The following is a 12,739-nucleotide window of genomic DNA, read 5'->3' as shown; positions in this document are numbered from 1 at the left end:
AAAAATGCCAATCAATTAAGTGACTGGCATTGAGTTAAATCATTATATTATTAGCTATTTATGTTTGAGCTATTCCCACTCGATAGTTGCAGGTGGCTTACCTGAAATATCGTAAACCACACGGGATATGCCGTCGATTTCGTTGATGATACGGTTAGACACACGGCCTAAGAAATCGTATGGCAAGTGCGCCCAGTGAGCGGTCATAAAGTCGATGGTTTCAACGGCGCGCAGTGACACCACCCAATCGTATTTACGGCCATCGCCCATCACACCGACAGAGCGAACGGGTAAGAACACGGTAAAGGCTTGGCTGACTTTGTTATAAAGATCAGCTTTATGCAGCTCTTCGATGAAAATCGCATCGGCGCGGCGCAGCAAATCGCAGTATTCTTTCTTCACTTCGCCCAGTACACGCACGCCTAAACCAGGGCCTGGGAACGGGTGGCGGTAAAGCATGTTGTATGGCAGACCTAGCTCAAGGCCAATCTTACGCACTTCGTCTTTAAAGAGTTCGCGCAGAGGCTCAACCAGACCTAACTCCATATCGTCTGGCAGACCGCCAACGTTATGGTGCGACTTAATCACATGGGCTTTACCTGTGGCGCTGCCAGCAGATTCAATCACGTCTGGGTAGATGGTGCCTTGGGCTAACCATTTAGCGTTAACGCATTTCTTGGCTTCTTCGTCGAAGATCTCAACGAATACACGGCCGATGATTTTACGTTTCGCTTCTGGATCGGCTTCGCCTTTCAGCGCGTCAAGGAAGCGGTTTTCCGCATCGACGTGAACAATGTTCAGACCGAAATGATCACCAAACATTTCCATGACTTGCTTCGCTTCGTTTAAACGCAGTAAGCCGTTATCAACAAATACGCAGGTCAGTTTTTTGCCAATTGCGCGGTGCAGCAGCATGGCCACTACCGATGAATCCACACCACCAGACAGGCCTAAAATCACTTCGTCGTCGCCAACTTGCTTTTTCAAGCGTTCGATAGCGTCTTCGATGATTGAAGAAGGTTTCCAGTTGGCCGCACAGCCGCAGATATCTAAGGCAAAGTGCGACAGCATACGCATGCCCTGGCGGGTATGGGTTACTTCAGGGTGGAACTGCACGCCGTAGAAACGTTTTTCCTCACAAGACATGGCCGCAAATGGGCAAGTGTCAGTTTTAGCAACGGCCACAAAACCTTCTGGGATAGCCGAAACTTTATCGCCATGGCTCATCCACACATCGAGCAGCGATTTGCCATCGGCACTGACTGCGTCTTCGATATCTTTAAACAGAGCCGATTGCGCTAACATTTCGATTTGAGCGTAGCCGAACTCGCCTTCACCCACGCCTTGAATCACTTTACCGCCCAGCTGCTCAGACATGGTTTGCATGCCGTAGCAGATCCCTAAAACGGGTACGCCAGCATTGAACACATATTCAGGTGCACGGGGAGAGTTGTCGGCAGTAACACTTTCTGGGCCGCCAGCGAGGATAATCCCGTTAGGGGCAAACTCACGGATTTGGGCTTCGGTCACATCCCACGCCCATAACTCACAGTAAACACCAATTTCACGGATACGACGGGCAATTAGCTGGGTGTACTGAGATCCAAAGTCGAGGATCAGTATCTTATGCTCATGAATATCGCTCATGGATAACCTTTATCTCATCTATTGTTTTAACTTAGCTCAAGACTGCGAGGTTCAATCTTGAGGGCATACAAATCTTAATAACGGGGCGGCTTATCGCCGCCCCGTCATCACAAACGTTTACGCACCTGAACGGTAGTTTGGCGCTTCTTTAGTGATGGTCACATCGTGAACGTGGGACTCGCCCATGCCCGCAGACGTTACTTTCACAAACTGCGCTTTTTCGTTCAGTTCTTGGATCGTGGCACAGCCTGTTAAGCCCATGCATGAACGCAGACCGCCCATATGCTGATGGATGATTTCCTTAAGCTTGCCTTTGTAAGGTACACGACCTTCAATGCCTTCTGGCACCAGCTTGTCGGCAGCATTATCAGATTGGAAATAACGGTCAGAAGAACCTTGAGACATGGCGCCTAAAGAACCCATACCGCGGTATGACTTATAGGCACGGCCTTGGTAGAGTTCGGTTTCGCCCGGCGCTTCGTCGGTACCCGCAAACATTGAACCCGCCATGATGCATGATGCACCTGCGGCTAAGGCTTTGGCTAAGTCACCGGAGAAACGCACACCGCCGTCGGCGATAACTGGGATCCCTAAACCTTTTACAGCTTCGGCAGCGTCAGACACTGCGGTAATTTGTGGCACGCCCACACCCGTCACGATACGTGTGGTACAGATAGAACCAGGGCCAATACCCACTTTAACCGCGTTAACGCCAGCTTCAACTAGGGCTAATGCGCCTTCAGCTGTTGCCACGTTACCACCGATGATTTGCAGTTCTGGGTATTTAGCGCGGGTTTCACGGATACGTTGCAACACGCCTTCAGAGTGGCCGTGAGAAGAATCGATCAGCAGCACGTCAACACCGGCTTTCACCAGCGCATCGACACGCTCTTCGTTACCAGCACCAGCACCTACGGCGGCGCCCACACGTAAACGACCTAATTCGTCTTTACAGGCATTCGGCTTACGCTCAGCTTTTTCGAAGTCTTTTACTGTGATTAAGCCTTTCAGCTTGAAGTTATCGTCGACAACTAACACTTTTTCGATACGGTTTGAGTGCATTAATTTTTGCACTTCATCTAACTTAGTGCCTTCCGCAACAGTGACTAAACGCGCTTTTGGCGTCATCACTTCTTCTACGGTTTTGCTCCAGTCAGTCACGAAACGTACGTCACGGCCAGTGATGATACCCACCAATTCGTTGGCTTCGTTTACCACAGGGTAACCCGCAAAACCATTCTTCGCGGTCAGCACTTTAAGATCCGCCAGCGTAGTTGAAGGCGTTACCGTCACAGGTTGTTGCACCACACCCGCTTCGTAAATTTTTACTTTACGAACTTCTTCGGCCTGCTTTTCTATGCTCATGTTTTTATGAATAAAACCTAAGCCACCTTCCTGTGCCATGGCGATAGCAAGACGCGCTTCGGTCACAGTGTCCATAGCGGCAGACACAAGCGGAATATTCAGTTCAATGGTATTAGTCAGGCGAGTTTTAAGGATGGCGGTGTTTGGGAGTACAGTCGAATGCGCAGGAACAAGTAACACATCGTCAAAGGTTAGCGCTTCTTTAATTAAACGTAGCATAGGCAACATCTCCCCAGTTGAGTAGGATTTTAGAGGTGAAATATTGCGGCGGGATTATACCTTGCATCTGGGGAGCGGTAAATGGAAAATAGTGAAAAAATCCCATTTGCACGAGAAAACACATGCAAGTCCCTAAAAATAATATTTATACCGTCTCACGCCTTAATGGTGAAGTCAGGCAAATTCTCGAGGGACAACTGGGAAAAGTCTGGTTAAATGGTGAAATTTCCAACTTTTCGGCCCCCAGTTCAGGACATTGGTATTTAACCCTTAAGGATCATTATTCCCAAATTCGCTGCGCCATGTTCAAGGGGCGCAACCAAAGCGTGAGCTTTAAACCTGTGAATGGTCAGCAGGTGCTCGTGAAAGGCGCCATCAGCGTGTACGAGCCTAGAGGCGACTATCAATTATTGATTGAATCTATGCTCCCCGCAGGGGATGGCTTACTGGCACAGCAATTTGAAGCGCTCAAAATGAAGCTCGCAGCGCAGGGATTATTTGCCGCCGACACTAAACGTCAGTTACCGAAAAATATTCAACGTATTGGGGTCATCACCTCCCCTACTGGCGCGGCTATCCGTGATGTGTTGCATGTGCTTGCCCGCCGTGACCCTTCCATCGAAGTGATTATTTATCCGACACAAGTACAGGGTGAAAATGCGGATATGAATATCTGCCAAGCCATCAATATCGCCAACCAACGGCTCGAGGTCGATGTATTACTGCTCACCCGCGGCGGCGGCTCACTCGAAGATTTATGGTGTTTTAATAGCGAAGCGCTCGCCCATACCATCTACAACAGCGCTTTACCCGTTGTCAGCGCCGTAGGCCATGAAGTCGACACTACCATTAGTGACTATGTGGCCGACGTTCGCGCCCCGACGCCTTCTGCGGGCGCAGAGCTACTGTCTCAGGATAGCGACAATAAGAGCCAACGCTTAGCCACTGTACTCTCGCGCCTCAAACAGAGCGCGAGCCACTATCAGCTCAAGCAGGAAAAACGCTTAAGTTTGCTCGAACACAGACTGCAACGCTTGGATCCTAAGCGCACCTTGCAACAATTTGAGCAGCGTTTCGATGAGATGCAATTACGGCTCGAAGCCGCATTGTCTAACAAACTGCACGGTTTAAGTCGCCGTCAGCAGCAACTGGCAAATCGCCTCGAGCAGCAATCTCCAAAGCACAAGCTCGCACTCGAGACCAATAGGTTGAGCTATTTAGCGACGCGTTTGCAGGATGCTATGCAAGATACCCTCAACCAAAGCGAGCAGCGGATCACATATGCCGCCCATCAATTGGAAACGGTTAGTCCATTAGCTACTTTGAGCCGGGGTTACAGCATCACCACAGATGCAAATAACCAAGTCATAGACAATGCCGCCCAGCTGAGTGTGGGCGATAAGATAAACACTCGCCTACGCCATGGACAAGTGCAGTCGACTGTGACGCAAATAACCGATGAAAGCTAAAACTAAATGGCCTTAAGGCTCAACGTCTAAGCCCATAACCATAAAGCATTTTATCTAAACAAGACTTATGATTGCGCCCTAAAATACGCCAATAAAAAAGGAACCCTAGGGTTCCTTTTTTATGTTCCGCTTAAGCCAATAGCACAGATTTACTTTGTCTTGCGATCTTTAATATGGCTCAGTGCGCGCTTACGACGACGCTCTTGGCTCATGGTCAGCTTTTCAACCTTGTTTTCAAACGGGTTATCACCCTCTTGGAAACGCAGCTGAATTGGCGTACCGACCACTTTTAATGAACGACGGAAGTAGTTCATCATGTAGCGCTTGTAAGAATCCGGTAGCTTGCTGACTTGGTTACCGTGAATAACCACAATTGGCGGGTTATAACCACCGGCGTGGGCGTATTTCAGTTTCACACGGCGACCGTTCACCAATGGTGGCTGATGGTCATCCTGCGACATTTGCATAATGCGGGTCAGCATAGAGGTGCTCACGCGGCGAGTCGCACTGTCGTAAGCTTCTTCAATCGACTCAAACAGATGGCCAACGCCCGTACCATGTAGCGCCGAAATAAAGTGAATACGAGCAAAGTCGATAAAGCCTAAACGGCGGTCGAGTTCACTCTTAACCCGGTCTTTAATGCCCTGATCGATACCGTCCCACTTGTTGACGGCGATAACTAAGGCGCGGCCCGCGTTCAAAGCAAAACCTAATAGACCTAAATCCTGCTCGGCAATCCCTTCACGGGCATCGATGATCAGCAGCACAACGTTGGCATCTTCAACCGCTTTTAGGGTTTTGATCACCGAGAATTTTTCAATCACTTCATGGACTTTACTGCGGCGACGCACACCAGCTGTATCGATAATCACGTATTCGCGGCCATCGCGTTCCATCGGAATGTAAATACTGTCGCGAGTGGTGCCCGGCTCGTCGTAAACCACCACACGCTCTTCACCTAAAATACGGTTAGTCAGCGTCGATTTACCTACGTTAGGCTTACCGATAATCGCAAGCTTAATCGGTAAATCCTGCAGACGCTTCTGCTCGGCTTCGGCTTCTTCTTCGGTGTACTGACGCTCGTCGACCTCTTCCTCTTCGCCTTGGCGTTCAATCCCCATCGCTTCAGCATAAGGAGTTAAGGCGTACTCAATCATGTTGGTCACGCCGCGGCCTTGGGCGGCAGCCATTTGGTAGACCTCACCTAAACCTAACGACCAAAACTCGGCGCAGGCAGAATCGGCATCGATACCGTCAATCTTGTTAGCGACCACGAAAGTGGTTTTTTGACGGCTACGTAAGTGTTGAGCGATAGACAAATCCGCGGCGGTTAAGCCCGCGCGCGCATCGGTCATAAATAAGACAACATCGGCTTCTTCGATAGCGGCAAGGGACTGCTCGGCCATCTTAGTTTCGATCCCCTCTTCGGTGCCGTCGATACCGCCGGTATCCACCACGATAAACTCATAGCCGGATAGGAATGCTCGACCATATTTACGGTCACGTGTTAGGCCAGGAAAGTCAGCAACCAGCGCATCACGCGTACGCGTAAGGCGGTTAAATAAAGTGGATTTACCGACGTTCGGCCGACCAACAAGGGCCACTACAGGGATCATGATTTTGCCTCTAAAAAACTTTTCAATAAAAAGCCCCCGGAACACACTTCCAGGGGCTCTACAAGGATAACACTTTTAACTAAGGAAGTGTTACAACAGCTAACTTTCCGCTGCGACCTTGCACGTAGATTTTATCATCCACCACTAATGGCTGGCTGAATAATCCAGAGCTGTCCACTTGGATACGACCGACAATACTGCCTGTGCTGCGGTCAATAAAGTGCAGATAACCTTCAAAATCGCCCACGACCAGATAGTCGCGATATACGGCTGGTGACGTGAGTGTACGGTTTGCCAGCTCAGAGTTGCTCCACAATTCTAAGCCGTTACGTCTGTCCACAGAGTAGATACGGCTGTGATCATCGACTAGGAATAAGCTTAAACCTGCAGACGCTAACTCATTGAAGCTGGAGTACTTACGCGTCCAAATCACACGTCCGGTACGCAGTTCCATCGACACCAAGTTACCGTTGTAGCTCACCGCATAAAGGTTGTCACCTAAGATCAGCGGCGTCATATCCACATCGGCCATACGAGTAAACTCATTGCCGCCAGTTGGATTATAAATCGCTTGTTCCCATGCGGCTTGTCCATTGTTTTTCACCACAACTGCGACTTTGCCATCGGCGGTCCCGATAAAGAAACCACCCGCTTCATAGGCCGCAGAACCTGTGCCACGTAAGGTCAGATTAGGCAACTGCATCTCATAGGCCCACAGCTTAGCGCCCGTATCGACGTTAAAGGCTTCGAGGGCGCCAGAGCTCGTGCTCACCACCACCACATCGTCAGCAACGGTTGGCTTAGAGAGTAACTCCCCCCCAGTCACGACATGCCACAGCACTTGACCATCTTCGGCATTCAGCGCGGCCAAAAGACCACTCTCTCCACCGACAAAGATTTTATTGCGCGCGGCAGTAACACCTGCGGCTAAGCGTGCGCCCTTGTTTTTGGCTAAGGCGTTATCGCGAAACTCTTCACTAAAATCTTTCTTCCAAACGCGCTCACCCGTGGCTTCATCAAAGGCCACGACTTCGCCGTAGCGGTCGGCTGCAAAAATTTTACCGTAACGAACTGCAGGAGTGAGGCGAGAGTAATAATCACCGACACCGTCACCTACAGAGGCGCTCCAACTTACTTCAGGAAACACTGTCGCCTGAATCGCAGTTAACTCACTTACCGGTTCTTCTTCTACATCGCTAGAAGAACAGGCGGATAACATGGCTAGGCTTAACCCAGCGGCTAGCAGGTTCTTGCACCAAGACTTCATCAAGGGATCCCTTATGCTTGATTTAGGTTATCAAGTTTGATTTTAAGTGCAGGGCTGGTCACAACACCGCCATTGTCCATTGCCGCTTGGTAAGCGGTTTTCGCTTTATCCGCTTCACCTTGGCGTACAAAGAAATCGCCTTTGAGTTCTTCACGTTGTGCTAAGAATGCTTTATCCGTCACTTGATCTAAGGTCGCCAGCGCAGTGCCGATTTGGCCTTGCTCTGCTTGAATGCGTGCTAAACGCAGTGTTGCCACTGTGTCTAATCCAGCACCTGGCTTAGCGGCAATCACCTTCTTCAGCGCTTCTTCGGCCTTAGCAAAATCTTTCGCTTCAACTGCGGTTTTCGCAACGATCAGATCCAGCAGGGCTTGATAGCCCTTTTGGTCGTGATTTTTGGAAAACTCAGCAACGCCAGCCAGCATGGCCGCTTCGTCACTTGATTTGGTGGTTAAGGTTTGGAAAGCCTGTGATGCTTCTTCGGCCTTCACGATTTTCATGTCGGAGTAATAGTTCCAACCGTACAGGCCGCCTAAACCAACGACCGCCCCGATAACAATCGAGGTTCCATAGTCTTTCCAGAACTGCTTGATAGCATCAACTTGTTGTTCTTCTGTGCTATAAATTTCCACGCGCACGTCCCCTTATTTGGTAAGTTCAGCTAAAAATGCGCTTAATGCATTTCGAGCGACCCGTTGTTGTTCGTTGTCATTGCGTAAATATTTAACGGTAACCACACCTTCGGCGAGTTCTTCTTCACCGATGAGTAAGGCTACTTGTGCGCCGCTTTTATCGGCACGCTTAATTTGCTTCTTGAAGTTACCGCCGCCACAGTGGCTCATAACACGCAGTGTCGGTAAGGTTGAGCGTAACTCCTGCGCCACTTTAATGGCTTCAACCAAGCAGCTATCCCCCATCGCCGCGACGTAAACATCAACAGCCGCAGGGATATCTTGGGTCAGCTCTAAGGTTTCAAGCAGCAGAACGATGCGCTCTAATCCCATCGCAAAACCGACGGCTGGCGTATCTTTACCGCCCAATTGAGCGACTAAACCATCGTAGCGACCGCCCGCAAGTACAGTGCCTTGAGAGCCTAAGCTATTGGTAACCCATTCAAAAACCGTACGATTATAATAATCCAAACCACGGACTAAGCGCGGGTTAACTCGGTATTGGATGCCAACCGCGTCGAGGAGTTCACGCAATTGTGCAAAATGTTGTGAAGATTCTTCACCTAAGTAATCCATCAGCGCAGGCGCATCAGCTAAAATGCTTTGCACTTGAGGATCTTTTGAGTCCAGTACGCGCAGCGGATTGCTGTACATACGGCGCTGGCTATCTTCGTCTAATTTGTCTTTGTGTTGCTCTAAGAAGGCAATCAAGGCTTCACGGTAAGCGGCGCGCTCAGCAGGGTCACCTAAGGTGTTCAGCTCAAGCGTCACATGCTCGCTAATGCCGAGTTTTTCCCATAGACGTGCCGATAACATCAACACTTCAGCGTCGATATCGGCGCTACCAATGCCGTAAACTTCCACACCGAACTGGTGGAATTGACGATAACGACCTTTTTGAGGACGTTCGTGGCGGAACATTGGGCCCATGTACCACAGGCGTTGTTCTTGGTTATAGAGCAGACCATGCTCATTACCCGCACGCACGGTTGAGGCGGTGCCTTCAGGACGTAGGGTTAAACTGTCACCGTTACGGTCCTCGAAGGTATACATTTCTTTTTCAACAATATCAGTCACTTCACCGATAGAGCGTTTAAAAAGATCGGTATTTTCCACTATTGGAGTGCGGATCTCACTGTAACCATAAGCAGCCACGCTCGCACGTAGTACCGCTTCCACTTTTTGCCATAGAGGACTTTGAGTTGGCAGAATGTCGTTCATTCCGCGAATCGCTTGGATCTGTTTTGCCACTGTATCGACTCGTCCGATTTTCGCTAAATTAATAAAAAATGTCAGGCATTATAGGCTGTTCAACACTAAACGTAAAATGACCCCGTCGGTTTCGGGGTCTAGCTCAAGGCTTGAGTGTTTTTATAACGCTTAACCTATGGGTTGATTCGGCTGTGTCTGTTACTCAGTCGTGTCTTTCACTTGGATGCGATTGGCCATTTGGCTCGCCTTAGCGCGAATTTTCGCCTCGAGGGAATCGACTAAGTTGTCATTGTCGAAACGCTCTTTTTGACGCTCGCCTTCATCGTAGTAACCACTCTTACGATGTCCACCCGTTAAGCCAATGTGTGACACTAAGGCTTCGCCTGGACCATTGACCACACAGCCGATGATAGACACATCCATCGCGGTCGTCACATCTTCGAGGCGGCGCTCTAATTCATTTACCGTGCTGATCACATCGAACTCTTGGCGCGAGCAAGAAGGACAGGCAATAAAGTTAATACCACGGCTACGGATACGCAGTGACTTTAGGATATCAAAGCCAACTTTGATTTCTTCCACCGGGTCGGCCGCCAAGGAAATACGCAGCGTATCACCAATGCCTTCAGCAAGCAGCATACCTAAGCCAACGGCTGATTTCACCGCCCCCGCACGGGCACCACCCGCTTCGGTAATACCTAAATGCAATGGTTGGCGAATTTGTTTGGCCAATAAACGATAAGATTCTACAGCTAAGAACACATCGGAGGCTTTTACGCTGACCTTAAATTGGTCGAAGTTCAAACGGTCGAGAATATCCACATGGCGCATGGCCGATTCGAGTAAGGCTTCTGGCGTGGGCTCTTTGTATTTGTCCATCAGATCTTTTTCTAATGAACCGCCGTTCACCCCAATACGGATAGGAATGTTTTTGTCGCGGGCGCACTCCACCACACTGCGGATACGCTCTTCGTTACCAATATTGCCGGGGTTGATACGCAAACAGTCCACACCATATTCCGCCACTTTTAAGGCGATACGGTAATCGAAATGGATATCCGCAACCAAGGGCACAGATACCGATTGCTTAATCACTTTAAAAGCTTCGGCGGCGTCCATGGTCGGCACAGAGACACGCACAATATCGGCACCCACTTTTTCTAGGGCACGGATTTGGGCAACGGTTGCCTCAACATCTGTGGTCTTAGTGTTAGTCATCGACTGTACGGCAATCGGCGCACCATCACCAATCGGCACATTGCCCACATAAATGCGAGTTGAAGGACGTCTCTTTATGGGTGTTTCGTTATACATACTCAATACGCTCTTTTCGGTACTCTGCGTCAGGCGCCAGACTTAAACCTGTGGGATAGTCAAACGCGCAACACGACCCTTAGGAAATTCAGCAAGGCTGATGGCTTTACCATCGACCGTAAACGTGGACACAACAGTGGGAGCGCCTAGGATCACTTTAAACGGAGGCACACCACTGGCTTGAATATTCGCACCAGCCCCACGGACACCGTCGACAATCGCTTTGCCCTTGGCATCGACTATGTTGATCCAGCAATCGCCCGTGAGCTCAATAGTAATGCTCGACTGCCCTGCGGCTACTGGCATGGCTTGCGCTGTCGACGCAGTATTGGTTGCTGGTGCATTCGATGCGGATGGGTTCTGCTCTGGGGCGGTATTGGTCGCTGCGTTTTGTGTAACGTTTGGAATCGCAACGGCATTACTCGCTGCAGAGCTCGGTGCTGTGTTAGAAGCATTGTTCGTCAGAGCGTTGTTAGATCCGCTCGGATTCACAGCCGAATTGGCAGGCGTCTGCTCTACTTCCATCGCCGCCGTATCGTTCATATTCGGGTCGATAGTGCTCTCATCGGTATCTTTTATCGGACCATCGGTCGCCATTGAGCCATTGACCGCAATCTCGCTTAAGCGCTCGCTCGCGTCAGTTTCCGTCAGCAAAACATCCCCCGGCAAGGTTTGATTCGCCGCAGCTAACTCTTCCGCCGTCGGTTGAGACACATCAACATGGGTCACTAGCGTGGTTCGTTGCATCCACCACAGGACGAACAGGCCCAATAACACGATGACAATAAAAAAGCTCAGCCACTTTAATTTAGTGTCACGAGCTTGATAGGTCGTCTTGCGGGAAAAGCTTTGCATGGCAGGCTGCGTCACTAACGGCACCTGCCGCGCTAGGCATGCCTCAATCAGGGCGTTATCCACCCCCAGCATGCGGGCATAGTTTTTGACGTATCCGCGAACATAAGTCGAAGAAGAAATATTGGAAAAATCGTCGGCTTCGAGATTTTCAACAATCCCTGGGCGCAGATGTAACTTCACCGCGGTATCCGCAATGCTTAAGCCCATCTGCTCACGAGCCGTTCTGAGTACAGTGCCGAGCGTTACATCAGGCGTCGATTCAGCTTCACTCGCGGCTACTGGTTCTACTGACGCGTTTATTTCGTTATCTTTCATTGATGCAAATTAACTCTGTATTGCTTGGCTTGAGGCGATGCTGGGAATTTGGCGAGCAATAAAATGCCAAATCGCTTCATAGCAGCATCATCATTCAACGCCTGCTCAATTTTTATTCCGAGCGTTAAACTCTCTGGAGTTTGGGCTGCCACTTGGTGATAACGCGCTAATTGGTTTTGCGCATCGACATAATCACCTTTCTCTACCCCAAGCTCAGCCAGCTCCAGTAAAGACACCGAGCGTCTCGGGTCATACTTTAACGCCATCTGAAAATACTGTCGTGCCTTTTCTGTTTGTCCCGCGTCTCGGCTGCAAATGCCTAAGTTTTCATAACTGGACGCGGTACGCGTATATTTGGGCATTTCTATCGCGGCCAAAAACATTTTTTCAGCTTTGTCGTATCGCTTTTGTTGGCACAAAAACACCCCAAAGTTGTTCATGGAATCGCCAGAGGCGTCCTTAGTATTGATAGCGTCTTGATACGCCTGTTCGGTACGTACTAAATCGCCAACGGTTTGATAGTAATAGGCCATGGCCACATGCACATCTTCGAGCTCTGGCGCATATTCAACGGCTTTATCAAGATTGTATTTGGCTTGTTCCGAGTTACCTCGATTAAGGTAGGTTAAACCGAGCTGCATACGCTCCCGTGCGGCGGCAACTTTATCGAGTTTTCGCTCCGACACGGGAATATCAGTCCCTGAATAGGTACGCTCAGTTACGCATCCTGTCACTAATAATGACAGGGCAATTGCTAATGATAACCCTGACAATCCATGCTTCATGGGC

Annotated in this window: 10 protein-coding genes; 1 reads left to right on the top strand and 9 read right to left on the bottom strand. The window is 49.7% G+C overall.

All coding sequences use genetic code 11. From position 1 onward, the window contains the following. Positions 1 to 69: 69 nt before the first annotated feature. A complete protein-coding gene (guaA, locus tag SHEWANA3_RS06515) occupies positions 70 to 1,647 on the bottom strand; it encodes a glutamine-hydrolyzing GMP synthase (protein ID WP_011622023.1) in 1,578 nt (525 codons plus the stop codon). A 117-nt stretch (positions 1,648 to 1,764) separates the two neighbouring features. Next, on the bottom strand, positions 1,765 to 3,231 hold the full coding sequence (gene guaB / locus SHEWANA3_RS06510; RefSeq protein WP_011716317.1) for an IMP dehydrogenase: 1,467 nt from the start codon (positions 3,229 to 3,231) through the stop codon (positions 1,765 to 1,767). A gap of 122 nt (positions 3,232 to 3,353) precedes the next feature. On the opposite strand from guaB, the gene xseA reads away from it, so the two are divergent. Next, complete coding sequence (gene xseA, locus SHEWANA3_RS06505) at positions 3,354 to 4,700, top strand: exodeoxyribonuclease VII large subunit (RefSeq protein ID WP_011716316.1); 1,347 nt, start codon at positions 3,354 to 3,356, stop codon at positions 4,698 to 4,700. A 149-nt stretch (positions 4,701 to 4,849) separates the two neighbouring features. On the opposite strand, the gene der is transcribed toward xseA, so the two are convergent. From der to pilW, 7 genes are all read right to left on the bottom strand, one after another. Then, on the bottom strand, positions 4,850 to 6,316 hold the full coding sequence (gene der, locus SHEWANA3_RS06500) for a ribosome biogenesis GTPase Der (RefSeq protein WP_011622020.1): 1,467 nt from the start codon (positions 6,314 to 6,316) through the stop codon (positions 4,850 to 4,852). A gap of 79 nt (positions 6,317 to 6,395) precedes the next feature. Continuing rightward, complete coding sequence (gene bamB, locus SHEWANA3_RS06495) at positions 6,396 to 7,583, bottom strand: outer membrane protein assembly factor BamB (RefSeq protein ID WP_011716315.1); 1,188 nt, start codon at positions 7,581 to 7,583, stop codon at positions 6,396 to 6,398. Between the two features lie 11 nt (positions 7,584 to 7,594). Then, complete coding sequence (locus SHEWANA3_RS06490; protein ID WP_011716314.1) at positions 7,595 to 8,215, bottom strand: tetratricopeptide repeat protein; 621 nt, start codon at positions 8,213 to 8,215, stop codon at positions 7,595 to 7,597. A gap of 12 nt (positions 8,216 to 8,227) precedes the next feature. Further along, positions 8,228 to 9,505, bottom strand: a complete 1,278-nt coding sequence (gene hisS, locus SHEWANA3_RS06485; protein ID WP_011716313.1) for a histidine--tRNA ligase — start codon at positions 9,503 to 9,505, stop codon at positions 8,228 to 8,230. Between the two features lie 159 nt (positions 9,506 to 9,664). Beyond that, positions 9,665 to 10,780: a flavodoxin-dependent (E)-4-hydroxy-3-methylbut-2-enyl-diphosphate synthase gene (gene ispG, locus SHEWANA3_RS06480; RefSeq protein WP_011622016.1), complete on the bottom strand. Its 1,116-nt coding sequence runs from the start codon at positions 10,778 to 10,780 to the stop codon at positions 9,665 to 9,667. Between the two features lie 42 nt (positions 10,781 to 10,822). Further along, positions 10,823 to 11,950 carry a RodZ domain-containing protein gene (locus tag SHEWANA3_RS06475; RefSeq protein WP_011716312.1) on the bottom strand — a complete coding sequence of 376 codons (1,128 nt, stop codon included), beginning with the start codon at positions 11,948 to 11,950 and terminating at the stop codon, positions 10,823 to 10,825. Next, positions 11,947 to 12,735 (bottom strand): type IV pilus biogenesis/stability protein PilW, encoded by a 789-nt coding sequence (pilW, locus tag SHEWANA3_RS06470; RefSeq protein ID WP_011716311.1) that lies wholly within the window; start codon positions 12,733 to 12,735, stop codon positions 11,947 to 11,949. The genes SHEWANA3_RS06475 and pilW overlap by 4 nt, the downstream gene beginning before the upstream one ends. Positions 12,736 to 12,739: the final 4 nt, after the last annotated feature.

The sequence above is a fragment of the Shewanella sp. ANA-3 genome (assembly GCF_000203935.1).
Classification (GTDB): domain Bacteria; phylum Pseudomonadota; class Gammaproteobacteria; order Enterobacterales; family Shewanellaceae; genus Shewanella.
Note: the sequence above shows the minus strand (reverse complement) of the source record. Positions and strands in the feature narration are given on the sequence as shown.

Excerpts from the sequence above, each read along its gene's own strand:
- guaB (WP_011716317.1), bottom strand. The coding sequence starts at position 3,231 with ATGCTACGTTTAATTAAAGAAGCGCTAACCTTTGACGATGTGTTACTT.
- SHEWANA3_RS06475 (WP_011716312.1), bottom strand. The coding sequence starts at position 11,950 with ATGAAAGATAACGAAATAAACGCGTCAGTAGAACCAGTAGCCGCGAGT.
- bamB (WP_011716315.1), bottom strand. The coding sequence starts at position 7,583 with ATGAAGTCTTGGTGCAAGAACCTGCTAGCCGCTGGGTTAAGCCTAGCC.
- xseA (WP_011716316.1), top strand. The coding sequence starts at position 3,354 with ATGCAAGTCCCTAAAAATAATATTTATACCGTCTCACGCCTTAATGGT.
- guaA (WP_011622023.1), bottom strand. The coding sequence starts at position 1,647 with ATGAGCGATATTCATGAGCATAAGATACTGATCCTCGACTTTGGATCT.
- ispG (WP_011622016.1), bottom strand. The coding sequence starts at position 10,780 with ATGTATAACGAAACACCCATAAAGAGACGTCCTTCAACTCGCATTTAT.
- der (WP_011622020.1), bottom strand. The coding sequence starts at position 6,316 with ATGATCCCTGTAGTGGCCCTTGTTGGTCGGCCGAACGTCGGTAAATCC.
- pilW (WP_011716311.1), bottom strand. The coding sequence starts at position 12,735 with ATGAAGCATGGATTGTCAGGGTTATCATTAGCAATTGCCCTGTCATTA.